22 protein-coding genes and 1 tRNA gene are annotated in these 23,043 nt (G+C 73.3%); 11 read left to right on the top strand and 12 right to left on the bottom strand.

Annotated elements, in window-relative coordinates; translation table 11 throughout:
• The first annotated feature begins 33 nt into the window (after positions 1 to 33).
• Complete coding sequence (locus DEJ29_RS09130; protein ID WP_027465581.1) at positions 34 to 738, top strand: SDR family oxidoreductase; 705 nt, start codon at positions 34 to 36, stop codon at positions 736 to 738.
• An 889-nt stretch (positions 739 to 1,627) separates the two neighbouring features.
• On the opposite strand, the gene DEJ29_RS09125 is transcribed toward DEJ29_RS09130, so the two are convergent.
• On the bottom strand, positions 1,628 to 2,716 hold the full coding sequence (locus DEJ29_RS09125) for a glycosyltransferase family 9 protein (protein ID WP_111093984.1): 1,089 nt from the start codon (positions 2,714 to 2,716) through the stop codon (positions 1,628 to 1,630).
• A gap of 134 nt (positions 2,717 to 2,850) precedes the next feature.
• On the opposite strand from DEJ29_RS09125, the gene DEJ29_RS09120 reads away from it, so the two are divergent.
• From DEJ29_RS09120 to DEJ29_RS09095, 6 genes are all read left to right on the top strand, one after another.
• Positions 2,851 to 4,377 (top strand): aldehyde dehydrogenase family protein, encoded by a 1,527-nt coding sequence (locus tag DEJ29_RS09120; protein WP_111093983.1) that lies wholly within the window; start codon positions 2,851 to 2,853, stop codon positions 4,375 to 4,377.
• Positions 4,374 to 5,867 carry a D-glycero-beta-D-manno-heptose 1-phosphate adenylyltransferase gene (rfaE2, locus tag DEJ29_RS09115; protein WP_111093982.1) on the top strand — a complete coding sequence of 498 codons (1,494 nt, stop codon included), beginning with the start codon at positions 4,374 to 4,376 and terminating at the stop codon, positions 5,865 to 5,867. The genes DEJ29_RS09120 and rfaE2 overlap by 4 nt, the downstream gene beginning before the upstream one ends.
• Positions 5,864 to 6,748, top strand: coding sequence for a glycosyltransferase family 2 protein (locus DEJ29_RS09110; protein WP_071403866.1), 885 nt, complete (start codon positions 5,864 to 5,866; stop codon positions 6,746 to 6,748). The genes rfaE2 and DEJ29_RS09110 overlap by 4 nt, the downstream gene beginning before the upstream one ends.
• Before the next feature lie 93 nt (positions 6,749 to 6,841).
• Positions 6,842 to 7,555 (top strand): DedA family protein, encoded by a 714-nt coding sequence (locus tag DEJ29_RS09105; protein WP_111094026.1) that lies wholly within the window; start codon positions 6,842 to 6,844, stop codon positions 7,553 to 7,555.
• Complete coding sequence (locus tag DEJ29_RS09100) at positions 7,552 to 8,799, top strand: sensor histidine kinase (RefSeq protein WP_146248273.1); 1,248 nt, start codon at positions 7,552 to 7,554, stop codon at positions 8,797 to 8,799. Before DEJ29_RS09105 ends, DEJ29_RS09100 begins: the two co-directional genes overlap by 4 nt.
• Entirely contained in the window at positions 8,796 to 9,458 is a 663-nt protein-coding gene (locus DEJ29_RS09095; protein WP_111030072.1) for a response regulator, read from the top strand. The genes DEJ29_RS09100 and DEJ29_RS09095 overlap by 4 nt, the downstream gene beginning before the upstream one ends.
• Before the next feature lie 86 nt (positions 9,459 to 9,544).
• Here the strand turns inward: DEJ29_RS09095 and DEJ29_RS09090 are convergent, their stop codons facing one another.
• The 8 genes from DEJ29_RS09090 to DEJ29_RS09055 are packed head-to-tail and all read right to left on the bottom strand — an operon-like array spanning position 9,545 to position 18,617.
• The gene (locus tag DEJ29_RS09090) at positions 9,545 to 10,048 is read right to left on the bottom strand and encodes a Dps family protein (protein ID WP_071244661.1); all 504 of its coding nucleotides are present in this window, start codon (positions 10,046 to 10,048) and stop codon (positions 9,545 to 9,547) included.
• Positions 10,049 to 10,100: 52 nt separating this feature from the next.
• Positions 10,101 to 10,523: an SIP domain-containing protein gene (locus tag DEJ29_RS09085; protein WP_071244660.1), complete on the bottom strand. Its 423-nt coding sequence runs from the start codon at positions 10,521 to 10,523 to the stop codon at positions 10,101 to 10,103.
• A 29-nt stretch (positions 10,524 to 10,552) separates the two neighbouring features.
• Positions 10,553 to 11,233, bottom strand: a complete 681-nt coding sequence (locus tag DEJ29_RS09080) for a TetR/AcrR family transcriptional regulator (protein ID WP_111093980.1) — start codon at positions 11,231 to 11,233, stop codon at positions 10,553 to 10,555.
• Positions 11,230 to 13,326 carry a CocE/NonD family hydrolase gene (locus DEJ29_RS09075; RefSeq protein ID WP_111093979.1) on the bottom strand — a complete coding sequence of 699 codons (2,097 nt, stop codon included), beginning with the start codon at positions 13,324 to 13,326 and terminating at the stop codon, positions 11,230 to 11,232. Before DEJ29_RS09075 ends, DEJ29_RS09080 begins: the two co-directional genes overlap by 4 nt.
• Positions 13,323 to 15,110, bottom strand: a complete 1,788-nt coding sequence (locus DEJ29_RS09070) for a dipeptide ABC transporter ATP-binding protein (RefSeq protein ID WP_111093978.1) — start codon at positions 15,108 to 15,110, stop codon at positions 13,323 to 13,325. Before DEJ29_RS09070 ends, DEJ29_RS09075 begins: the two co-directional genes overlap by 4 nt.
• Positions 15,107 to 15,994 carry an ABC transporter permease gene (locus tag DEJ29_RS09065; RefSeq protein ID WP_111093977.1) on the bottom strand — a complete coding sequence of 296 codons (888 nt, stop codon included), beginning with the start codon at positions 15,992 to 15,994 and terminating at the stop codon, positions 15,107 to 15,109. The genes DEJ29_RS09070 and DEJ29_RS09065 overlap by 4 nt, the downstream gene beginning before the upstream one ends.
• Entirely contained in the window at positions 15,991 to 17,019 is a 1,029-nt protein-coding gene (locus DEJ29_RS09060; RefSeq protein WP_111022881.1) for an ABC transporter permease, read from the bottom strand. The genes DEJ29_RS09065 and DEJ29_RS09060 overlap by 4 nt, the downstream gene beginning before the upstream one ends.
• Complete coding sequence (locus tag DEJ29_RS09055; protein WP_111093976.1) at positions 17,016 to 18,617, bottom strand: ABC transporter substrate-binding protein; 1,602 nt, start codon at positions 18,615 to 18,617, stop codon at positions 17,016 to 17,018. Before DEJ29_RS09055 ends, DEJ29_RS09060 begins: the two co-directional genes overlap by 4 nt.
• Before the next feature lie 235 nt (positions 18,618 to 18,852).
• Between DEJ29_RS09055 and DEJ29_RS09050 the strand changes: the two genes are divergently transcribed.
• From DEJ29_RS09050 to DEJ29_RS09040, 3 genes are read left to right on the top strand one after another with little or no spacing between them, the layout of a single operon-like run.
• Positions 18,853 to 19,446 carry a molybdopterin-dependent oxidoreductase gene (locus DEJ29_RS09050; protein ID WP_111022879.1) on the top strand — a complete coding sequence of 198 codons (594 nt, stop codon included), beginning with the start codon at positions 18,853 to 18,855 and terminating at the stop codon, positions 19,444 to 19,446.
• Complete coding sequence (locus DEJ29_RS09045) at positions 19,443 to 20,234, top strand: ferredoxin reductase (RefSeq protein WP_111093975.1); 792 nt, start codon at positions 19,443 to 19,445, stop codon at positions 20,232 to 20,234. The genes DEJ29_RS09050 and DEJ29_RS09045 overlap by 4 nt, the downstream gene beginning before the upstream one ends.
• On the top strand, positions 20,234 to 20,503 hold the full coding sequence (locus DEJ29_RS09040; RefSeq protein ID WP_111093974.1) for a DUF6510 family protein: 270 nt from the start codon (positions 20,234 to 20,236) through the stop codon (positions 20,501 to 20,503). Before DEJ29_RS09045 ends, DEJ29_RS09040 begins: the two co-directional genes overlap by 1 nt.
• Before the next feature lie 284 nt (positions 20,504 to 20,787).
• Here DEJ29_RS09040 and DEJ29_RS09035 read toward each other — a convergent pair.
• Positions 20,788 to 20,859, bottom strand: a tRNA-Gly gene (locus DEJ29_RS09035).
• A gap of 133 nt (positions 20,860 to 20,992) precedes the next feature.
• Between DEJ29_RS09035 and DEJ29_RS09030 the strand changes: the two genes are divergently transcribed.
• Entirely contained in the window at positions 20,993 to 21,199 is a 207-nt protein-coding gene (locus DEJ29_RS09030) for a hypothetical protein (RefSeq protein WP_027465565.1), read from the top strand.
• Between the two features lie 20 nt (positions 21,200 to 21,219).
• Here the strand turns inward: DEJ29_RS09030 and DEJ29_RS09025 are convergent, their stop codons facing one another.
• Entirely contained in the window at positions 21,220 to 22,602 is a 1,383-nt protein-coding gene (locus tag DEJ29_RS09025; protein ID WP_111093973.1) for a hypothetical protein, read from the bottom strand.
• Positions 22,599 to 23,012, bottom strand: coding sequence for a helix-turn-helix domain-containing protein (locus DEJ29_RS09020; protein WP_111093972.1), 414 nt, complete (start codon positions 23,010 to 23,012; stop codon positions 22,599 to 22,601). Before DEJ29_RS09020 ends, DEJ29_RS09025 begins: the two co-directional genes overlap by 4 nt.
• Between the last annotated feature and the right edge of the window lie 31 nt (positions 23,013 to 23,043).

The raw sequence follows: 23,043 nt of genomic DNA, 5'->3' as shown, positions 1-23,043 counted from the left end.
ACCACTTCCCGCTCCACTACGCAAAGGACATCCATGCCCGTCCCCACCACCCCCATCGGCCGCGTCCTCGTCACCGGCGGCGCCTCCGGACTCGGCGCCGCCGTCGTCGCCGCCGTCACCGAGGCCGGCGGCACCCCGATCGTCCTCGACCTGCGGATCGACGCCGTCCCCGAGGGCGTCGACGCCGTCGCCGTGGACGTCTCGGACACCGACGCCGTCGAGCAGGCGGTCCGTGACGCCGCCGAGCGGCACGGCGGCCTCGACGCCGTCGTCACCGCCGCGGGCATCGACACCCCCGCCCCGATCGACGCGATCTCGTCCGGCAAGTGGGAGCAGATCGTCGGCGTCAACCTGATCGGCACCGCCTCGACCGTGCGCGCCGCCCTGCCCGCCCTCGAGGCCACGCACGGCCGCGTCGTCACGATCTCGTCGTCGCTCGCCCTGCGCGGCGTCGGCGACGGCACCGCCTACTCGGCGTCGAAGTTCGGCGTCCGCGGGTTCTCGCAGGCGCTGGCCGCCGAGACCGCCGGTCGCATCGGCGTGACCAACATCATCCCCGCCGGGATGCGCACGAACTTCTTCGCCGACCGGACCGAGCAGTACAAGCCGGGCCCGGACGCGCAGCTCATCGAGCCGGAGTACGTCGCGAACTCGATCATCTTCGCGCTGTCGCAGCCGGCCGGCTGCGAGATCCGCGAGCTGTCGATCATGCCGGCGACGGAGCCGAGCTGGCCGTAGCCGCTCGCCGCTGACGGACGGGAGGCGCGGTGCCGGCTGGCACCGCGCCTCCCGTGTCCCGTGTCCCGGGTCCCGTGCACGGTGCGCGGTGCGTCGCCTGGTGCAGCGTTGACGGCTGGGTGTGCGCATGCAGCGCCGCACGCAGCGGTCAACCGCGCACGGGGCGACGGCGCGCGCACGGTGCGGCCGGGAGGCGCGTTGCGGGCTGGCAGCGGGCCTCCCGTCCGGCGTCCGGTCGCGTTCCGTGCACGGTGCGCGGTGCGTCGCCTGGTGCAGCGTTGGCGGCTGGGTGCGCGCTTGCAGCGCCGCACGCAGCGGTGAACCGCGCACGGGGCGACAGCGTGCGCACGGTGCGGCCGGGAGGCGCGTTGCGGGCTGGCAGCGGGCCTCCCGTTCGGCGTCGGGTCGCGTTCCGTGCACGGTGCGCGGTGCGTCGCCTGGTGCAGCGTTGGCGGCTGGGTGTGCGCTTGCAGCGCCGCACGCAGCGGGCAACCGCGCACGGGGCGACGGCGTGCGCACGGTGCGGCCGGGAGGCGCGTTGCGGGCTGGCAGCGGGCCTCCCGTCCGGCGTCCGGTCGCGTTCCGTGCACGGTGCGCGGTGCGTCGCCTGGTGCAGCGTTGACGGCTGGGTGTGCGCTTGCAGCGCCGCACGCAGCGGGCAACCGCGCACGGGGCGACGGCGTGCGCACGGTGCGGCCGGGAGGCGCGTTGCGGGCTGGCAGCGGGCCTCCCGTCCGGCGTCGGGTCGCGTTCCCTGCACGGTGCGCGGTGCGTCGCCTGGTGCAGCGTTGACGGCTGGGTGCGCGCTTGCAGCGCCGCACGCAGCGGTGAACCGCGCACGGGGTGACGGCGCGCGCACGAGACCGGAGCTCGCACGGTGCGAGGCTCGTCAGGTCGTGCGGAGCAGGTCCTCGACGTCGGCGAGGACGGCCTCCGGCTCGACCTGGTCCACGTAGGACGGGTCGTGCTCGCACCGCTCGGCGGTCCAGCCGACCTGGGTGACGTCGGTGCCGCACACCGGGCACTGCGTCACGAAGGACAGGTGCACGCGGTGCCGACCACGGTCGAACGGCCCGGCGTTGATCACGTTGCCGAACCAGAACACCCCGACGGTCGGGGTGCCCACGGCGACGGCGAGGTGCCGGGGGCCGGAGTCGTCGCCGACCATGACGTCGGCGGCGGCGAGGACGTCGGGGAGTTCGCGCAGCGGCAGTGACCCGGTGAGGTCGTGCACGCGCTCCCGGAGCTCGGGCGACAGCGACGCGACGATGGCGGACGACGCCGGCACGTCCGAGTCGTCACCCACGAGCACCACGTCGTCCCCGGCGGCGAGCCGGGCACGGGCGACCTCGGCGAAGCGCGAGGGGCTCCAGCGGCGACGCGGGTCGGTGGCGCCGGGGTGGATCGCGACGAGGCGTCCCCGGACCCCGAGGCGCTGCCGGACCCCGGCCCGCGCGGCCTCGGGGACGTGCAGTCGGGGGTCGAGGGTGACCGGCTCGGCACCGGCGAGCGAGGCCACCTCGAGCGCCCGGACGACCTCGTGCTGGTAGTAGACGTAGCGGACCCAGCGCTCCAGGACCTCGGCGTCCTCGGTGGCGGTGCCCACGGTGTGACGGGCCCCGAGCCGGAGCAGGAACGGGTTCGAGTTCCGGCCGCCGCCGTGCAGCTGCACCGCGAGGTCGAAGCGCCCGTGCAGCCGGTCGAAGAAGTCCTGCTCGGTCGGTGCGCCCTCGCCGGAGTCCCGGACGCCGGGGACGACGGGGAGCTCCTCGAAGGCGTGGACGGCGTCGGTGCGACCCTCGAGCACCGGCCGCGCCGACGGCGCCCCGAGCAGCGTGATCCGGGCCCCGGGGTACGCGGCGGCCAGGGCCTCGACCGCCGGGAGGGCGAACATCAGGTCGCCCAGTCCCCCACCGCGGAGCACCGCGATCTCGCTGACACCGTCGAACCGTTCTCCGCCCACACCGATCTGTTGCACAGCTCCACGTCTACCGGTCGGACCCGTCCGGACGCCCAGCAGCGCCCCCGGATGGACGAGAAGCGCGATGCCGTGACCGCACACAGCGGAGCACGAGCACCGTGTGAGGCCCCGCCCGCCTCCGGAAGGACCCCATGACGATCGCACCCCCCGCCGCCGACGACCTCGTGGTGACCGACCCCGTGAACGGATCGATCGCGTCCACCGTGCGACGCTCGACCGAGGACGACGTCCGCAACGCCGTCGCCCGTGCCCGTGCCGCTGCCGGTGCCTGGGCCCGGACCGCGCCGGCCGAGCGCGGTGCACTGCTGCACGCCGCGGCCGAGCACCTCCGTGCGCACGCGCAGGAGCTGGCGGACCTGAACACCCGCGAGACCGGCAAGGTGCCCGGCGACGCCCTCGGTGGGGTCGAGGCCGGCATCGGCACGCTCGTGCAGTACGCCGAGCTCGGGCCGGTGCACCGTGGTGAGGCCCTGCGCGGGCAGTTCGGTGCCGCCGACTGGTCGGTGCCGCACCCGCGCGGCGTGGTGCTCGCCCTGACGCCGTGGAACGACCCGGTCGCCGTGGCCTGCGGGATCCTCGGCGCAGCGATCGTCACGGGCAACACGGTGGTGCACAAGGGCAGCGAACGCTGCCCGGCGACCTTCGCCCGACTCAACGCGCTGCTCGCCGAGGTCCTGCCGGACGGCGTGCTCATCGGCGTCGACGGCGACGCGACCACCGGCGAGCTGCTCCTGGCGCAGGAGGGCATTGACGTCTACGCGCACGTCGGGTCGACCGCCACCGGTGACCGCCTGAGCGAGGTGGCCGCGACCACCCGCGCCCACGTCATCCGCGAGAACGGCGGTAACGACCCGGTCATCGTCGACGCCGACGTCGACCCGGAGTGGGCCGCCGCACAGGTCGCCCTCGGCGCGTTCGCGAACACCGGCCAGATCTGCACCAGCGTCGAGCGGGTGTACGTGCACCAGGACGTCGCCGAGCCCTTCGTCGCCGCGCTCGTCGCCGAGGCGGAGCGCCGCACGGCTGCACCCGCCGCGGAGTTCGGGCCGCTCGTGGACGACCGGCTGCGCGAGCTCGTGCAGCACCACGTCGACGACGCGATCGCCCGCGGCGCCTCGGCCCGGACCGGTGGCGTCACGCCCGGCGGGCTCGGATCGTTCTACCCGGCGACCGTCCTGACCGACTGCACGGACGACATGCTCGTGCTGACCGAGGAGACCTTCGGCCCGATCGCCCCGGTGCGCGTCGTGTCGGACTTCGCGGAGGGCCTCCGGCTCGCCGCGGCCGACCGCTACGGCCTCGCAGCCACGGTGCTCACGAACGACACCGCGCACGCACTCCGTGCCGCGGCCGAACTGCCCGTCGGCACCGTCAAGGTGAACGCCGTGTTCGGTGGCGCTCCGGGCGGCAGCGCCCAGCCCCGCGGTGCCTCGGGCGCCGGGTTCGGGTACGGCCCGCACCTGCTCGACGAGATGACGACCACGACGGTGGTGCACCTCGAGGCAGCCCCGCCGCGCCGCACCGCCGAGCCGTCGACCGCAGCAGCCGGCGCCACCGCAGCCACCAGCAGCACCGGCGCCGCAGCAGGCACCGCCGGCCCCGCAGCCGCTGCCGGCGCCACCGCCGGCAGCGCCGACACCGTGGGAGGCACCCGATGACCGCCGACGTCCGGCTGGTCCGCGACCTCGTCGCCACGATCGACGACCGCGAACCCCTCGTCGTCGTCATCGGCGACTGCATCCTGGACCGCTGGACCGTCGGCGAGGCCGAGCGGGTGTCCCGCGAGGCCCCGGCCCCCGTCGTCCGCGTCACCGAGACCATCGCGGTGCCCGGCGGTGCGGCGAACACGGCCGTGAACGCCCGCGCCCTCGGCGCCCGGGTCCGCATGGTGGGGCTCATCGGTGACGACGAGGCCGGTGAGGTCCTGCGCCAGCGGCTCGAGGCTGCCGGCGTCGACACGTCGTTCCTGGTCGAGATCCCCGGTGCCCGCACCACGACGAAGTCGCGCGTGGTCGGCGGTGACCGCGTCGTGGTCCGGGTCGACGAGCTCGCCGCGACCCCGACCGCCGAGCACGGCGAACGCCTCGCCCGCTCGGTGGCCCGTGCCGTCCGGTGCGCCGACGCCGCCGTCGTGTGCGACTACGGCCTGGGCGTCCGCGCCGAGGACGTCGTGCCGATGCTCGACCGTGACCGCCCCGGAGCCGTCGTGGTCGACGCGCACGACCTGACCCGCTGGGCCGCGCTGCACCCCGACCTCGTCACGCCGAACGCCGGTGAGACCGCCGCACTGCTCGGCACGGAGCTCGGCACCGGTGCCGACCGCGTCGGCACCGTCGTCGCGGCCCGCGCCGACGTGCTCGCCCGCAGCGGTGCCCGTGCCGCGGTGGTCACGCTCGACCGCGACGGCACGGTGCTGCTCGAGCCCGGCTCCGACCAGGGGTTCCGCACGCGTGCGACGCCCGCCTCGGAGCAGCAGGCCTCCGGCGCCGGTGACACCTTCTGCGCCGCCGCGACCGTTGCCCTCGCCGTGCAGGCACCCCTGCGTGACGCCGTCGCCGTCGCGCAGGCCGCGGCCGACGTCGTGGTCCGCGAGGCCGGCACGTCCGTCTGCACCGCCGCGGCCCTGCTCGACTCGGTGACCGCGCCGGCGGCGACCGTCGTCGACCACGACGAGCTCGCCTCCGCGGTCGAGGCCGCACGGCAGGCCGGCCGACGCGTGGTCTTCACGAACGGCTGCTTCGACGTCGTGCACCGGGGGCACACCACGTACCTGCGCCAGGCCCGTGACCTCGGCGACCTGCTCGTCGTCGCGCTGAACGACGACGACTCGGTGCGCCGGCTGAAGGGCCCGGAGCGGCCGATCAACCCGGCCGAGGACCGCGCCGGAGTGCTCGCCGCACTGGCCTGCGTCGACCTGGTCACGGTGTTCGCGACGGACACCCCCATCCCGCTCATCGAGCGGCTGCGTCCCGAGGTCTACGTCAAGGGCGGGGACTACTCCCCCGAGATGCTGACCGAGACCGAGGTCGTTCGCGGCTACGGCGGCGAGGTCGTCATGGTCGACTACGTGCCCGAGCACTCCACCAGCGCCGTCGTGCGCCGGATCCGCGAAGCCGCTGCGCGGCCCGAACCGGACCCGGCACCGTGACCGCCCGCTGGTCCGGGTCCTGGGCGAAGGCCCCCGATCCAGCGGACACGAGCACGGTCGACGTCGACGTGCTCATCCCGACCGTCGGCAGACCGGCCGAGCTCGCCACGACGCTCGCCGGCCTCGCCGCCCAGACCGAGGTCGACCTGCGCGTCGTCCTCAGCGACCAGTCCGCGGACGGAGACGCCGCCAGCGCGCCGGCGGTCGCCGCGATGCTCCGCGTCCTGGAGGCGCAGGGCCGGCCCGTCACCCTCCTCACCCACCCGGAACGGCGTGGCCTGGCAGAGCACCGGCAGTTCCTGCTCGACCACGCCGAGGCCGCCGCGGTGCTGTTCCTCGACGACGACGTCTGGCTCGAGCCGGGGTCGATCGCGCGGATGCTCGACGCGCTGCGCACCCTGGGCTGCGGGTTCGTCGGCAGCGCCGTGCAGGGCCTGTCGTACCTGCAGGACCGACGCCCCCACGAGACCTCGGTGTTCGAACGGTGGGACGGCCCGGTCGTGCCCGAGGTGGTGCGCCGCGGGACCCCCGGCTTCGACCGCTGGTCGTTGCACAACGCCGCGAACCCGACGCACGTCGCCGCCGACCTCGACCTGCACCCCGGCGAGTGGGTTCCCTACCGCGTCGCGTGGGTCGGTGCCTGCGCGCTCTACGACCGCCGTGCGCTCGAGGAGGTCGGTGGCTTCCGGTTCTGGGACACCCTGCCGCCCGAGCACGCCGGCGAGGACGTCGTCGCGCAGTGGCGGGTGATGGAACGGTTCGGCGGTGCGGGCATCATGCCCTCGGGTGCCGTGCACCTGGAGGCCCCGACCACCGTCGTCGACCGCCGTGTGGACGCACCCGACGTGGTCTTCGCGGACGGGAACGTCATACCGCGGTAGGGGGTGGTCGAGACCGCCGCGGGATGGCCGCGGCACGTCGGCTCCGTAGCGTCGTCCTCGTCGGCGAGTTCCGTCGGCGGGAGGGAGCACCCCGTGTTCGACCAGATCACCCCGCTCGTCGTCGAGCTGGCCGCGAGCCCGCTCGTCTACGTCGTCCTCTTCGTACTGTGCCTGGTGGACGGCTTCTTCCCACCGGTGCCGAGCGAGTCCGCGCTGGTCGCGATCGCCGCGATCGCCGCGACGTCCGGACAGCCCGTCCTCGCCGTGGTGCTCGTCGCCGCCGCCCTCGGAGCGATCGCCGGCGACTCGATCGCGTACTGGATCGGGCGCCGGATCGGGTTCGCCCGGCTGGCCCGTTCGAAGCGACCACGGATCGCGGCGGCCTTCGCGTTCGCCGAGCGGCAGATGCAGCGCCGCTCCGCCAGCCTCATCCTGACCGGGCGCTTCATCCCGGTCGGCCGGGTCGCGGTCAACATGACCGCCGGAGCAACACGGCTGTCCTACCGCCGGTTCCTGGCGATCAGCGCGATCGCAGGGCTGGCGTGGTCGGCGGTGTCGATCGGGATCGCCCTGGCCGCGTCGAGCGTGCTGCACGAACCGATCGTCGCCGCCCTGGTGTCGATGGTGGTCGCCGCCGGGCTCGGGATCGCGGTCGACCGGGTGCTCGGTACCATCAGCCGCAGGCGCGAAGCCCGTGACGCCCGTGCCGCAGCCACAGCCACCACAGCCACACCCGCCACAGCCACCGCCACCGCCACCGCCCCCGAACCCTGCCTCGCCCGAACCGGAGAGACCGCCCGCCCGTGACCGTCGTCCCGAAGCCCCGACCCACCTGGGTCCGGCCCGCCGTGCAGATCGGCTTCGTCGTCGTCGCGGTGTCCCTGTTCGCCGTCGCCGCGCCGGTGACCGCGGTGTTCTACGGCGTCCCCGTGCCGCTCGCGTTGCTCGTGACCGCCGTGCTGTCGGCGAGCATCGGCCTCGCACCGCTCTTCCCCCGCACGGCGTCGGTCGCGCACCTCGTCGCCCTCGCCGGCCTCGGGATCCTGACGGCACCCGGCACCGTCGGGCCCTGGCCGGTCTCCGTCACGAGCATCATCGGCCTGAGCGTGCTGCTCGTCGTGCTGGGCGTCCGCACCACCTGGCGGCTCACCGCGGTGGTCTGGGTCGCGGCGACGCTGCTCACCCTGCTGCTCATCGGCGTGACGCCCGACCGGTGGGGGCAGGTCGACGTCTGGGCGACGAGCTTCGTGGTGAGCGCCGGCGACACCCTCGTCGTGGCCGCCGCTGCGGTCGTGATCGGGCAGCGCCGGAGCGTGCGCGAGGAACTCGCCGCCGCCCGCCGGGACACCGAGCTCGAGCAGGCCCGACGCCGGACGGTCGAGGAGCGCTCCCGGATCGCCCGTGAGCTCCACGACGTCGTCGCCCACAGCATGTCCGTCGTGCACATGCAGGCCGAGTCCGCCCCGTACCGCGTCGCGGACCTGCCGCCGGACGCCCGCACCGAGTTCGCCGCGATCGCCGAGACCTCGCGCACGGCCCTGCGGGAGATGCGGCAGCTGCTCGGCACCCTGCGTGGCGACGCCGACGCCGAGCGTGCGCCGCAACCGCGGCTCGCCGACCTGCCCGCACTGGTGCAGGCCACCCGCGCGGCAGGCATCCCCGTCGAGCTCCGACTCGACGAGGGGCTCGACCCGGACCTCGACGACGTCGACCGGCTCGCACAGCTCACCGTGTACCGGGTCGTGCAGGAGGCGCTCGGCAACGTCGCCCGGCACGCGCCCGGTGCGACCACCGTCGTGACGGTCGGGAGGCACGGCTCGGCCCTCACGGTCGAGGTCGCCAACACCGCGCCACCGGTCGGCAGCGTGCCCGGTGCGCCGCCGGACGACGGCGGCTTCGGTCTGGCGGGCATGCGCGAGCGGGTCGCCGCGCTCCGCGGCACCATCGACCACGGACCGGACCCGGACGGCGGCTTCCGCGTCGCCGTCAGTCTGCCCACCCGGCCCACCGCGACCACGTCGCAGCCGACGGCCGACGGGGGAACGCGATGACGCGGGTGATGGTGGTCGACGACCAGCAGATGTTCCGTGTCGGACTGCGGGCGATCCTCCAGGCCCAGGACGACGTCGAGGTCGTGGGCGAGGCCGCGAACGGGGCCGAGGCAGTCGTGATGGCGATCCGGCTCCGGCCGGACGTGATCCTGATGGACGTCCGGATGCCGGAGCTCGACGGGATCGAGGCGACCCGGCGGATCACCGCGGCGCCCGCGGAGTCGCCCGTCCGCGTGGTGATGCTCACGACCTTCGACATCGACGACTACGTGTTCGACGCGCTCCGTGCCGGGGCGAGCGGGTTCCTGCTCAAGGACGCGAGCGCCGAGGAGCTCGTGCAGGCCGTGCGGACGGTCGCAGCCGGCGACTCCCTGCTCGCACCGCGGGTGACCCGGCACCTCGTCGAGGCCTTCGTCGCCGGTCCACAGCCGGCGGCCCCGCGGACCGAGGTGCTCGACGTGCTGACCGACCGGGAGCGTGACGTGTTCCTGCTGATGGCGCGGGGGCGGTCGAACGGCGAGATCGCGGCGGAGCTGTTCATCGCCGAGCAGACCGTCAAGACCCACGTCGGCCGGGTCCTGGCGAAGCTGCAGCTGCGGGACCGGGTGCACGCCGTCGTGCTGGCGTACGAGAGCGGGCTGGTCACGCCGTCCGCGTGAGGTGCGGGCCCGGAGCGCGACCCGAGACGGACGGGAGGCCCGGTGCCAGCTGGCACCGGGCCTCCCGTCAGAGGTGTGGTCGCGACTCAGGCGGCGAGGTGCGCCTGCAGGAACCAGCGGTCCTTGGTCAGCGCGCGCTCGATCTCGATCGCGACGTCCTGGCTGTTGAGGTCGACCTCGTCGAGGCCGTCGACCGCACGGCGGACCTGCAGCAGGGCGGCGTCGATCTGTGCGATCACCTCGGTGATGGTGACGTCGGAGTTCTGGAAGCCCTGCGACAGCGGCGGCAGGGTGGTGTTCGCGGCGACGGTCGCGATGCGCGAGTCGACCGGCAGGCCGAGGGCGACGATGCGCTCCGCAGCCTTGTCCGCGTAGTCCTGCGCGTGCTCGACGATCTCGTCGAGGAGCTCGTGCACACCGACGAAGTTGCGGCCACGGACGTGCCAGTGGGCCTGCTTGCCGTTGACGACGAGCGCCTCGAGGTCGATGACGACGGGGGCGAGGAACTGGGCGACCCCGGCTGCGAGCTCCGGCGTGGTCGAGAACGGGGACGTGGTGCTCGGGGTGGTGGTGCTGCTCTGCGTGGTCATGGCACAACCATGCCCCCGTCTTTTGCACATTGCAAGGAAGAGCAGGCTGCCCTTACCCGCCGTACTCGACCTGGACCTGCTGGCCGGCGTCGGTGAGCTCGAGCTGCACCATGGACCGAGCGCGCTCGATCCACGGGCTGTCCGCGCACCCGATCCACACCGAGGTGCGGGGCTCGCAGCCCGTCACGCACCACTCGGCGGCCCACCCGGTCAGGGCGTGTGCGAGGGCTTCGCCGTGGTCCGCGAAGACCAGCGGAGCGACAGCCGAGCTGCGGGCGCTCCGGACCAGCCAGGTCACGGTGACGCGCGGCGGGGCCGGCAGGATGCGGATCTGCTCGTCGAGGGCGACCTCGACGAACACCTGCCCGTACGCGTTCTCGGGGAGTTCCTCGAGCTGGCGGTGGATCTCGACGAGGTCCTCGGCACCGCCCGCGATGAGGATGCGTTCGCTGGGCTGTCGCCGGGTCCGTGCCATTTGGCAACGGTAAGGGAAGCCTTACCTCATCACAAGGGGGAACGACCGGTTCCGGCGATGTCCACAGCGGGCACACCGAGTTCGTGCGACAGGAACCGCCACATCCAGGACAGGGCGACCGTGTTCGTGAGCCCCGGGACGCCCTGGGCGATCTGGGTCGCGACGCCGTCGCTGTAGGCGGCGAGCTGCAGCGCGACGGTGTCGGCGTCGACGGGGTCGCCGCTGTCGCTGTAGGTGCCCTGGCGCGCGCCACCGAACACCCCGGCGTCCACCCCGCGCCGGATGACCCGCACCAGGCACGCCTCCCAGACGCGGATGCGTTCGGCGTACTCGGCGGCGACCTCGGGCCGCCGGACCACCGCGGTCCAGTAGTCGGACCAGATCCGCCAGTGCTGCCGGACCTGCTCGGTGTCGCCGAACAGCGGGGCGACGAGCATCCGCAGCCCCACCAGCACGTCGGGTTCGGCGTCGACCGCTGCGACGATGGCGCCGTAGAAGCGCTCCGTCTCGAGCACCACGACCTCGTTGAGGATCTCCGCGACACTGCCGAAGTGGTACGTCACGGTGCCGACGGAGACGCCGGCCTCGGCCGCGATGTCGCGCAGCCCGGTTGCGCCGACGCCGTTCCGGACGATCACCGCGCGGGCGGCCTCGACGATCATCGCGCGTCGGACCTCCGGCCGCTGCCGGACGCGTGCCGCCGCGGTCACGCCGAGGTCCGTGGGACGTCGTCGACGAAGGTCCGCTCGGTCACGAGCACCTCGGGTTCGTCGGGTCCGCCGTCGCGTGCCCAGGCGCGCACGGTGTTGACGACGTGGAAGGTGTCGGCGTCGGCGGTGACCTCGGACGTCGTCTCGAGGCGCGCGGCCCACTCCGGCTTCGTCAGCCCGATCGCCCAGCGGGAACTCGCCCGTGCGCTGGTCGGGTCGTCGGAGCGGATCCGGTACGTCTCGCGGGCGTCCTCGGTGAACACCAGGCCGTCCGGGTAGACGCGCCCGCCGCCGTACCCGGGGTCGACGTCGAGCGTCCACTCCCCCGTCTCGACGTCGTGTGTGACCGTGCGCTGCGGCAGCGGGTCGGCCGGCGCGACGCGCTCGATCACGAGGGGCTCGGACCGTTCGGGCTCGGCGAAGACGACCCCGTCGTCGGTCGAGCGGGTCCAGGTGGGCAGGGTGACGCTCGAGGCGGTCGGGTCGATCGTCACGGTGGCCTCGACGCCGTGCGGCCACACCCACGGCCAGTACGACGACGAGACCGCGATGCGCAGCCGGTGTCCGGCGGCGAACCGGTGTCCGGTCGAGACCAGCCGCACGGGCAGGTCGGCGGGCGTCCCGGGCACGAGCACGTCGTCGCGGTCCATGCCGTCACGCTTCGCGGCGTTCAGCACCCCGCGGGTGACGAGCGTCGACGAGCCGTCCGGTGCGACGTCGCAGAGCCGCACGGTCAGGGTGGCCCGGGGCTGGTCGCTCGTGACGGACAGCCGCACGAGCACGTTGCCGAGCAGGTCGAACGCCTTGCCGACGGGCAGGTCGAAGGTCACCGAACGGCCGTCCTCGGCGCGCTGGTCCGTCGGCAGGTCGGTGGCGTTGCCGAACGGGAAGAACCGACCGGCGTCCACACCGGTGTGCTGCGGCGACCGCACGACGACCGGCCCGAGGTCGCCGCCGCGCAGGGCGGCGAGGGGCAGGACACGCTCGTGGGTCGCGGCGGAGGGCCACGCCTCGGCACCGATCCAGCGACCGCGGCGGCCGGCGTAGTAGGGCGCGGGGGCTTCGCCCTCGTTGATCCAGGCCCGCAGTGCGGGGTCGTCCTCGACACCGGTGTCGACCCCGCGCAGCCAGCGGTCCCACCACCGCAGGGTCTCCTGCAGGAACCCGATCGACGGCCCCGGTGCGAGCCCACGGTCCGGGTACTGGTGCGACCACGGGCCGACGATGCCCTTCACGGGGGCGCTGACGTGGTCGACGAGCCGGAGCACGGCGTCCCGGTAGGGGTCCGCCCACCCGCCGACCGCGAGCACCGCGGCGCGGATGCCGTCGTAGTCCTCGGCCGCGCTGCCGTGCCGCCAGTAGTCGTCGCGCTCTTGGTGCGCCAGCCACACCGGCGTCATCGGGCGGTTCGCCTCGAGGCGTTCCCGCCAGCGGTCCATCCACCCGGCGCCGACGACCTCGGGCCGGGGCGGCCGGGAGTTGAAGGCGAACATCGTCGCGCCCCAGGCCGCCATGTCGATGCCGAGCACGGCACCGCCGACGTAGTGCACGTCGTTGTCGTACCGGTCGTCCGTCGAGCAGACCGTCACGATGGCCTTGAGCGCGGCGGGTGCCCGGGCCGCGAGCTGCAGCGCGTTGAAGCCGCCCCACGAGATGCCGAACATGCCGACGGCGCCGGTCGACCACGGCTGCTCGGCGAGCCAGGCGATCACGGCCTCGCCGTCGAGCAGCTCCTGCTCGCTGTACTCGTCGTCGAAGAACCCGTCGGACGACCCGGTGCCGCGGATGTCGACCCGCACCGAGGCGTACCCGTGCTGGGCGTACCAGGGGTGCCGCTCCGAGTCGCGCGGTGCGGTCCAGTCGTCGAGCCGGTACGGCAGGTACTCGAGCAGCACCGGCGTCGGGTCGCTGGGCGCACCCGACTGCGTCGGCGACTGCGACGGCGCCCAGATCCGGGCGTGCAGCCGCACGCCGTCGGGCATCGGGATCCACTCGTCGCGGACCGTCACGCCCGCGGGCAGCGAGCCGGCGTCGCCGATGGCGGTGAAGGTGGCGGCGGCGGTGCCGTGGTGGGTGCCGTCGTCGGTCGTCATGCGTCCTCCCAGTTGCGGGTGCGGTGTCCGTCGCCGTGGTCGGTCCAGCCGTCGGCGTGCCGCCAGCGCGGCACCCCGTCACCGACGTCGGGCAGGGTCGTGCTGCCGGGTTCGAGGGTCGCCGCGAGCAACGTCGACGTGTACGGGTGTTTCGGGCCGGTGAACACCCGCTCGGTCGGCCCGATCTCGACGATCCGGCCACCGGTCATCACCGCGACCCGGTCCGCCACGCCGCGCACCACGGCGAGGTCGTGGCTGATGAACAGGCAGGCGAGGCCCCGCTCGCGCTGCAGGTCGGCCAGCAGCGCGAGGATCCCCGCCTGCACCTGCACGTCGAGCGCCGTGGTGATCTCGTCGGCGATCACGAGCGACGGCTCGGCCGCGAGTGCGCGCGCGATCCCGACGCGCTGCCGCTGCCCACCGGACAGCTGCGCGGGCAGCCGGTCGGCGAACTCCGGCCCGAGCCCGACCTGGCTGAGCAGTGCCCCGACGCGATCGCGCGAGGACGAGCCGCTGAACAACCGGAGCGGCCGCGCGACGGCTGCACCCACGGTGCGCCGCGGGTTGAGCGACGTGTCCGCGTTCTGGAACACGAGCTGCACGGCACGCCGCAGGGCGGGCGCGCGACCGGCGATCGGCTCGCGCAGGTCGCCGCTCGTCGCGCCGTCGTCGTACGTGAACGTCCCCGACTCAGCCGGAACCAGTCCGGCCAGCGCCGTCGCGAGCGTCGACTTGCCGCTGCCGGACTCGCCGACGACGGCGAGCGTCTCGTGCGCGGCGATCGTGAACGAGACGCCGTCGACGGCGGCCGGCAGGCCGCGGCCGTAGCGGATCACCAGGTCGTCCGCGGTCACCACGGGGCGGGCGGGACTTCCGGGAGGCACGGTGCCGGTGGCCGTGGAGCCGACCGTCCCGGGGGCGGTCGCGTCGTCGGGCACGTGGCCCGTCCCTCCAGGCCGTCGCCCGTCCGGCACCGCGGCCAGCAGGGCGCGCGTGTACTCGTGCTGCGGTGCGGCGAAGAGCGCCGTGGTGGCGGCGTGCTCGACGACCTCGCCGTCGCGCATCACGGCGATCTCGTCCGCCATGGCGGACACCACCCCGAGGTCGTGGCTGACGAGCAGGACGGCCATGCCGAGCTGCCGACCGAGGTCGGCGACCAGGTCGAGGACCGCGGCCTGCGTGACCACGTCGAGGGCGGTGGTCGGTTCGTCGAGGACGAGCACGCGCGGTCGGGCGGCGACGGCCATCGCGATGGCGATGCGCTGCTGCTGCCCGCCGGACAACTGGTGCGGGTACCGGCGGACGATCCCGTCGGGGTCCGGCAGCCGGACCAGCCGGACCAGCTCGGCGACGCGTTCGGGGCCGTCGGGCTCGCCGTGGGCGCGGAGGGCCTCGCGGATCTGCTCGCCGACGCGCATCGACGGGGTGAGCGCCTGTCCGGCGTTCTGGGCGACGACCGAGGCGGTGCCGCCGCGGAGCGCCCGGCGGCCGGCCGGCGACAGGGCGAACACGTCGGCGCCGTCGACGCGGACCGTCCCGCCGTCGATCGCCGACCCGGCGCGCAGGTGTGCGAGGAGCGTTCGCGCGACGGTCGACTTGCCGCTGCCGGACTCGCCGACCAGGCCGAGGGTGCGACCGGCCTCGATCGCGAACGACACGCCCCGGACGACGGGGACGCGCCGTTTGCCGGCGGCGTACGAGATGGACAGGTCGTCCACGCGGACGATCGCGTCGGGCACGGTCGCCGTCGCGGCGGACGTCGTGCCGGTGTCGGTGCGGGTCATGCGCTGACTCCCTGCTTGGCGCGGTCGACGCCGAGCGACTTGCTCAGGCCGTCGGCCGCGAGGTTCAGTCCGATCACCAGCGTGGCGAGGGCCACGATCGGGGCGAGGGTGCCGAGCGGCACCACGGTGAGCGCGGTGCGGTTCTCCTGCACCATCAGGCCCCAGTCCGGGGTCGGCGGGTTCGCGCCGAAGCCCAGGAAGGACAGCGACGCGACGAGCAGCACGATCCACGAGGCCCGCATCGCGTACTCGACGAGCACGACGTCGAGCACGTTCGGCAGGATCTCGCGGAACACGATCGACAGCGGCCGCTCGCCCCGGGCGCGGGCCGCCGTGACGTAGTCCTGCGTGATCACGGTGCGGGCGGCGCCGCGGACGACCCGGGTCACCGCTGGGGCGTAGACGACCGTGACGGCGAGGACGATGACCCAGAGACCGGCGTCGAAGACCGTCACGACGACCAGGAGCGCGAGGATCGACGGCACGCTGAGCAGGGCGTCGACGACGCGCATGACGACCTCGTCGAACCAGTTGTCGGCGTAGGCCGTGACGCAGCCGAGCACGGTGCCGACCGCGACGGCGATCGTGGTGGCCAGGAAGGTCACGGACAGCGCGTACCGGCCGCCGTTCAGCGTGCGGGAGAGCACGTCACGCCCGTACTGGTCGGTGCCGAGCCAGTGCGTCCACGTCGGACCGGCGAGCACGTCGACGGCGTTCGTGGCGACCGGGTCGTGCCCGGCGATGACCGGCGCGAGCAGGGCGAGGACGACGTGCAGGGCGATGAGGCCGAGGCCGATGCTCAGCGCCGTCGACCCGCGCAGGGGTGCGAGCGCGCCGGCGAGCACGTCGCGTCCGACGCGGCGGCGGGGTGCGGTGGCGGTCATGCGGCGGCCTTCCTGGTGCTGCGGGCGCTGCGGGTGCGCGTGCGCGGTCGTCGCTGGCGGGTCCGCAGCTTCGGGTCGAGTGCGAGCGCGACGAGGTCGGCGGCCAGGTTGCACACGACGTAGATCAGGGCGCTCAGCAGGGCGATCGCCTCGATGGTGGGCAGGTCGCGGTTGAACACCGACTCGAGCATGAGCTTGCCCATGCCCGGGTAGTTGAAGACGTTCTCGACCACCACGACACCGCCGAGCAGCCACGCGACGTTGAGCGCGACGACGTTGAGCGTCGGCAGCAGGGCGCTCGGCACCGCGTGCTTCCACACCACCCGGCGCATCGTCAGGCCCTTGAGCTCGGCCGTCGTGACGAACTCCGACGCCATCACGTCGATGGTCGACGAGCGGGCCGTCCGCACGATGTAGGCGGCCATCGCGAGGGTCAGCACGATGATCGGCAGCCAGATGGTGGGCAGCAGCTCGGCGACGGTGGCGTCGCTCCCCCGCAGCACGACGGCGGGGAACACCGGCAGGCCGATCGCGAACAGCAGCACCAGGACGGTGGCGACCATGAACTCCGGCACACTCATCACGACCAGGCTGACGATCGAGATCACCTTGTCGCTCGGACGGCCGCGGCGGACACCGGCGACGACACCGAGCGTCAGGGACACCGTGACGCCGACGAGCATCGCGGGCACGGCGATGAGCATGCTGTTCCGGAAGGCCGTGAACAGCGTCGGGGCGACCGGTTCGCCGCTGACGAGCGAGGTGCCGAAGTCGCCGTGCACGGCGCCGCCCAGCCACTGCAGGTAGCGGAGCCAGACGTTCTGGTCGAGGCCGAGGGTCTCGCGCAGTTGCTTGACGGCGTCGGGGGTGGCGTTCTGCCCGAGCAGTTGCTGGGCGACGTCACCGGGGAGCGCCTGCACCGCGAGGAACACGAAGAGCGAGGCGAGCACCACGGTCAGCACGGCGATGCCGACGCGGCGGAGGACGGGGACGAGGACGTCCGACGGTGTGTTCGTGGTCGTCATCGGCGCAGTCCGATCCGCAGGTAGTCGAACTCGAAGCCGTACTCCGAGTAGTTCACGACGTCGCGGGACAACCCCACGAGCCGGTCGCCGAACATCGGTGTCATGTCGGCACCGTCCTCGACGACGAGCCGCTGGGCGTCCTGGTACAGGGTGAGCCGCTTGGCGTCGTCCATCTCGGCGCGGGCGTCGTCGAGCAGCCCGTCGAAGGTCTCGTTCGACCAGGCGCTCTCGTTGTACGACGACCCCGAGCGGAAGATCTGGTTGAGCAGCTGGTCGATCGGCCGCCCCGTGAACCAGTAGCTCACCATGAGCGGCTTCTGCATCCAGATCTGCGTGTAGTACGAGTCCGAGCTCGCGTTGCGGACGGTCAGACGGATCCCCGCGTCGGCGACGGCGTCGCGGTAGGCGACGGCCATCGGGGTGAACACCGACTCGTAGCTCGACGTGTAGATCGCGGCGCGGAAGTCCTCGCGCCCGGCCTGCTTGAGCAGCGCCCGGGCCTTGTCCGGGTCGTACTCGCGGTGGTCGTCGACGAACGCGGCGAGCTGCGGCGGCACGGGGTTGTCCCAACCCGCCGAACCGGTGCCCTGCAGTGCGGTGTCGACGATCTTCCGGGGGTCGTAGGCGAGCTTCATCGCCTGGCGCACCCGCGGGTCGCTGAACTCGTCGCTCGTGGCCAGCATCGGGATCGTGTACCACTGGGCGTTCTTCGACCGGGCGACGGTGGCGCGGTCGGACGCCGAGACCACCCGGGCGGTGGCGAAGTCCAGGTTGGTCTGCGAGATGAGGTCGATCTGTCCGGCGAGCAGGGCGTTCACCCGCGCGGTGGTGTCCTGGATCGAGTAGAAGTCGATGCCGTCGAGCGCCGGGCGGCCGGCGAAGTGGTCCGGGAACGCCTCGACGCTGCCGGCACCGGCGGGGGTGAACGACGACAGCCGGAACGGCCCCGTCCCGATCCCGGTGCGGCCGATGTCGGCGATGGCGTCGGCCGGCACGATGTAGCACTGGTACGCCGTGAGCAGCGACGGGAACTCGGCGTTGGGCTTGGTCAGCGAGAAGCGCAGCGTGTACGGGTCGACGGCGTGCATCGAGTCGGCGTCCATGACCTCGCCGAGCACCCCGGCCTGCGGGCTGCCGGTCTTCTCGTCGAGGATGTGCCGGATGCTCGCGATGACGTCGTCGGCGGTGAACCGGGACCCGTCGTGGAAGGTCACGCCCCGGCGGAGCGCGAACGTCCACTCGGTGCCGTCGGCGTTCGCGGACCACTCCTCGGCCAGGTCCGGGACCGGGGTGCCCTGCTGGTCGAGCTTGACGAGCCGGTTGTACAGCGCGCCGAGGTACTCGTAGGCCGACAGCGAGCTCGCGGAGTCGAGGGTCTCGGCGGCGGACGCGGCGGGCCGCGCGATGCGCAGGCGTCCGCCGCGACGGGCGACGCCGGTGGCCGCGGCCTCGGGGATCGTGGGGGTGCGGGCGGTCGCACCGGAGCTGCATCCGGCGAGCGTGAGCAGGCCGAGGCCGGCCAGACCGGCGGCGCCGGTGATGAGCGCCCGACGGCTCGGACCGTGGGCATTGCGGGGTTCGGGGACGATGGGCTGCATTCGGGGTGACCCCTCCTGTAATCGTTCCGGTGAACGATAGAGGTCCCGGGCCGATCCCCCAAGCCCGCTCCTGACGCGCGGGTCGCCACCGCGTCCGACCCGATCGGCGAGCCCGCGCGGATCCGCCGCCGCGCACGACCGTTCCGTCCACGGGTGGAACGTTTACCAACCCGTTACACGGCACCGCCCGGCACACGGCATGATCGGGAACGCACTGACGTCCCCGAGGAGGACCATGGCCACGTTCACCCGCGGGTTCGGCGGTCGCCGCGACGACCGCGACGACACCCGCATCCCGCCCGGTCAGACCCTGGTCCGCGACTGGCCCGTCCTGTCCGCCGGGGCGACGCCCGACATCGAGCCGACCGACTGGGCCTTCTCGATCCGCACCGAGTCCGGCCTGCACCAGTGGACCTGGGACGAGGTGCACGCACTCGGCGTCGAGGACGTCACCGTCGACATCCACTGCGTCACGCACTGGACCAAGCTCGACATGCCGTGGCGGGGTGTCCCGCTCGACCGCCTGTTCGAGGACGTCGAGACCGAACTCGACTACTGCATGGTGCACAGCTACGGCGGCTACACGACCAACGTCCCGCTCGACGAGCTGCTCGACGGCAAGTCCTGGATCGCGTTCGAGGCCGACGGCGAGCCCCTGACGCCCGAGCACGGCGGGCCCGCCCGCCTGCTGGTCCCGCACCTGTACTTCTGGAAGAGCGCCAAGTGGGTGCGCGGCATCGTCATGCAGTCCGACGACGAGCCCGGCTTCTGGGAGAACGCGGGCTACAACCTGCACGGCGACCCGTGGAAGGAAGAGCGGTACTGGTGACGCTCCCCGACACCGGCCTGGAGGCACGGATCACCCCCGTCGCTCGTCCCGCCACGCGCAGGCGGCCGGCCTGGCACGCCGCCACCGTCGCGTCCGTCGGCCGCGAGACGACGAACGCGCGGCGAATCGTCCTCGACGTCCCCACCTGGCCGGGCAACGACCCCGGGCAGCACCTGGACCTGCGGCTGACCGCCGAGGACGGCTACCAGGCACAGCGTTCGTACTCGATCGCGTCGGCCGGCCCCGCGACCGACGTCGTGCTCGCGGTCGACCGGGTGGACGGCGGCGAGGTCTCGCCGTTCCTCGTCGACGCCGTCGAGGTCGGCGATGCACTCGAGGTCCACGGCCCCCTGGGCGGCTGGTTCGTCTGGCGGCCGGGCGAGTCCACCCGTCCGGTGCAGCTCATCGCCGGCGGCTCCGGCATCGTGCCGCTCGTCGCGATGGTGACCGCGCACGCCGAGGCGGACGACCCGACGCCCTTCCGGCTCCTCGCGGCCGTCCGCACACCGGACGACGTGTTCTTCCGTGCGGAACTCGACCAGGCGCTCGCGAGCCGGGCACCGCTCGAGGTGACCCACGTGTACAGCCGCACCGCGCCTCCAGGCTCGACCGTGCCTGCCGGGCGGATGACGCGGGACGCGCTCGCTGCCGCGGTGTTCCCGCCGGACGCGGGTGCCCTGGTCTACGTGTGCGGGTCGACGCCGTTCGTCGAGCAGGTGCTGCGCTGGCTCACCGAGCTCGGACACGACACGAGTGACGTCCGCGCCGAACGGTTCGGGGGCAACTGATGGTCGTCGTGGACGGCAACGCGCTGGCGGGGACGCTTGCCGACAGCCTGGGACCCGAGCCGACCGGGGTCGCCCTGCGCTGCGCCGGGTGCGGATCGCTCGGGGTGCTCGGGCAGACCACCGTCTACCGCACCGCGATGGGGTCGGTGGCGCGCTGCCGCGGGTGCGACACGGTGCTCGTCACGGTCGTCGAGTCCGGGGCCCGGCGGTGGGTGGGGTTGCCCGGCGCCCGCACGATGTCGGCTTCGGTACCGGACGGCATCGCGTAGCACAAGGCTCGCGCGGCGGGTCGTGCGGCTTTCTTGCGGGTTCCCGCAACCCTGGATCCGGTTCCCACCCGAACGGGGCACGGCTCCGGATACATCCTCGGAACTGCGCCGGGCCACCCACCCGGCGCGTACCAGTGGGGGCATGGTCGCCTCCGCGCCCGGTGGGCGCGGGAACCCGAAGCCTGCGCCCGCCGGGCCCCCACGCCTTCGGTGCCGCGACGCCCCCCAACGACGGAACCCCCGCCGCTCTTCCGAGCGACGGGGGTTCCGGTCTTCCTGTTCTGAGCGGATGACGAGATTCGAACTCGCGACCCTCACCTTGGCAAGGTGATGCGCTACCACTGCGCCACATCCGCATTCACACGCCGTCCTGGCCGTGCGGAGATGACTCTACCCGAAGAAGGGCGGCATCACCGGTTCCGGTGAAGGTTCCGGGCGTGTCCGGCGCGGCGCGGGCCGTCCGTCAGGTCGACGGAGTTCGATCGGACCATGAGCTACGTGCACGACAATCCCGGCGGGACCGAGGCCCACGGCGTCGACCTGGTCGACGGCGACGCCCCCGCGATCCGGATCCTGGTGCACGGCGACCTGCCGACCACGATCGAGCACGAGGGCCGTACCTGGCTCGCGACGGGCGACGCCCACGACGCGGGTGACGACGACACCCCGCCGATCGCGATCTACCGCCCGGTCTGAGCCGACCCAGGGCGGCCCGGTCAGTGACCGCGGACGTCACCCGTCAGGATCGCGTGCTCGACACCCGCTGACAGCTCGTCGTGCAGGGCGTCCGCGAAGAACTCGCCGGCACCGAGGCTGATGAGGTGCGCGACCGCAGCCTCCGCGGCCGGGAACCCGGGCTCCCACTCGTCGTGCAGGAACGCGCGGACGTGTCCGGACTCGTGCACGACGACCACGCCGATGTGCTCGTGCCGGGTGCCGTCCTCGAGCACGGCGTCGAAGACGATCGGCTCGGTGTCCTCACCGAGTTCCTCGAGCAGGACGGTGCCGGTGCCCGGCCACTCCGTCCGGTACGGCGGCAGGTCGGGTGCGTGCAGGTGCCCCGCGAGCTCGTCCGACGCCGACTCGATGTGCCCGGTGGACAGGTACTCGTCGACGACGTCGTGGATGCGGGCGTGCAGGTCCGGCTCGTACTGCCACCAGCGCTGGTGCACGGTGCGCAGCCACTCCTGGGTCGCGGCGTCGGCCGAGGCCGAGATCCCCACGAGCTGCGGTGCGGTGCCGGGCGAACCGACGACCTCGAGCTGTTCGTCGTGCGTCTCCACCGTGATCGACCCGGTGGCCTCGTCCGGGTGCACGCCGTGGACGTCCTCGGGCGCGGCGGCCCAGATGCTGGCGGGGAGCTTCGGCGGCAGGTCGAACGGCACCGCGATCGCGGGTTGCGTCATCGCGTGGTCGATCGCGTCGCCGAGGTGCACCTCGTCCGCCCGGGACCCCATCACGATGCCACCGGTCGGCGGCGCGAGCGACAGGTGTTCCAGGTCGTCCGGCGCGGCGTTCATCGAGGTGAGCACCGCGGTGTCGGCCCACTGCACGAACCCGCCGGCGGAACGGTCGTCCTCGCCGAACGGCACGTCCCACACCGTCGGGTCCGTGAGCACCCACGATGCGGTGCGACCGGCCGGTCCGTGGCGGACGGCGTCGACGAGCGCCGGCACCAGTCCGGGCAGCGCTCGGTAGGCGGGACGGACCGTGAGCCGGTCGACGGCGAGCAGGTCGGGCTTGCCGAGCATCTCGGCGGCGTGGGTCTGCAGCGAGAAGAACGTCTCCCCCGTCGCGTCCTGCGCGGCGACGGCGGACGCGAAGGACCCGGCGACGTCGGAGACCTGGTAGCCGAGCACCAGTGCCTCGAGCGATTCCGGTGCACGGCTCGTGAAGGCGGTGACCTCGGCGACGGAGACCGCCTCGGTCTCGTCGTCGTCGGTGATCGGGACACGGACGTCGATCACCCACCGGTCGACGTCCTGCCCGGGGTAGGCATCACCGTCCTCGTCCGAGATCGTGATGTGCACCAGGCGCAGGGAACCGTCCCAGGCGTCGTGGACGTGCTGGGCGATGGCGGCATCGGGGTCGTCGTTCACGGACGCAACGGTACCGGTGCGGAGGGCCCCGACCGGAGCCGCGTGCCCGAGGAGGCGTAGGCGGAACACGACGGGCACCGTGTCAGCAGGTCGTGGGTGCAGTCGATCACGTGCTCGAGGAACCGCTCGGCGTCGGCCAGCTGGTCACGCTGCGCCCGGATCTGACGGAGACGCTCGGTGATCACTCCGGACCGGTCGGGTGCACTCCGCTGGAGCACCAGCCGGATCTCCGCCAGGCTCATGCCGACGCCCTGGCAGGCCCGGACGACCTGCAGGCGACGGACGTGTTCCTCGGAGTACTCCCGGTGACCCGACGGCGCTCGATCGGGGACGACGACCCCCGTGTCGTGCCAGTGCCGCAGCACGTGGACCTCGACGCCGATCCGCCGAGCTGCTGCACCGATCAGCACTGCCCCGTCCGTTCCTCTTGACCTCAGGTCA

Origin of the sequence: Curtobacterium sp. MCPF17_021 (assembly GCF_003234605.2) — a bacterium.
Taxonomy (GTDB): domain Bacteria; phylum Actinomycetota; class Actinomycetes; order Actinomycetales; family Microbacteriaceae; genus Curtobacterium; species Curtobacterium flaccumfaciens.
The sequence above is the reverse complement of the archived record's forward strand: the minus strand, read 5'-3'. Positions and strand labels throughout refer to the sequence as shown.

Bases quoted from the DNA above. Each gene is read 5' to 3' on its own strand.
- DEJ29_RS09040 (WP_111093974.1), top strand. From the start codon at position 20,234: ATGGTCGTCGTGGACGGCAACGCGCTGGCGGGGACGCTTGCCGACAGC.
- DEJ29_RS09120 (WP_111093983.1), top strand. From the start codon at position 2,851: ATGACGATCGCACCCCCCGCCGCCGACGACCTCGTGGTGACCGACCCC.
- DEJ29_RS09060 (WP_111022881.1), bottom strand. From the start codon at position 17,019: ATGACGACCACGAACACACCGTCGGACGTCCTCGTCCCCGTCCTCCGC.
- DEJ29_RS09095 (WP_111030072.1), top strand. From the start codon at position 8,796: ATGACGCGGGTGATGGTGGTCGACGACCAGCAGATGTTCCGTGTCGGA.
- rfaE2 (WP_111093982.1), top strand. From the start codon at position 4,374: ATGACCGCCGACGTCCGGCTGGTCCGCGACCTCGTCGCCACGATCGAC.
- DEJ29_RS09050 (WP_111022879.1), top strand. From the start codon at position 18,853: ATGGCCACGTTCACCCGCGGGTTCGGCGGTCGCCGCGACGACCGCGAC.
- DEJ29_RS09055 (WP_111093976.1), bottom strand. From the start codon at position 18,617: ATGCAGCCCATCGTCCCCGAACCCCGCAATGCCCACGGTCCGAGCCGT.
- DEJ29_RS09030 (WP_027465565.1), top strand. From the start codon at position 20,993: ATGAGCTACGTGCACGACAATCCCGGCGGGACCGAGGCCCACGGCGTC.
- DEJ29_RS09085 (WP_071244660.1), bottom strand. From the start codon at position 10,523: ATGGCACGGACCCGGCGACAGCCCAGCGAACGCATCCTCATCGCGGGC.
- DEJ29_RS09130 (WP_027465581.1), top strand. From the start codon at position 34: ATGCCCGTCCCCACCACCCCCATCGGCCGCGTCCTCGTCACCGGCGGC.
- DEJ29_RS09070 (WP_111093978.1), bottom strand. From the start codon at position 15,110: ATGACCCGCACCGACACCGGCACGACGTCCGCCGCGACGGCGACCGTG.
- DEJ29_RS09065 (WP_111093977.1), bottom strand. From the start codon at position 15,994: ATGACCGCCACCGCACCCCGCCGCCGCGTCGGACGCGACGTGCTCGCC.
- DEJ29_RS09075 (WP_111093979.1), bottom strand. From the start codon at position 13,326: ATGACGACCGACGACGGCACCCACCACGGCACCGCCGCCGCCACCTTC.
- DEJ29_RS09090 (WP_071244661.1), bottom strand. From the start codon at position 10,048: ATGACCACGCAGAGCAGCACCACCACCCCGAGCACCACGTCCCCGTTC.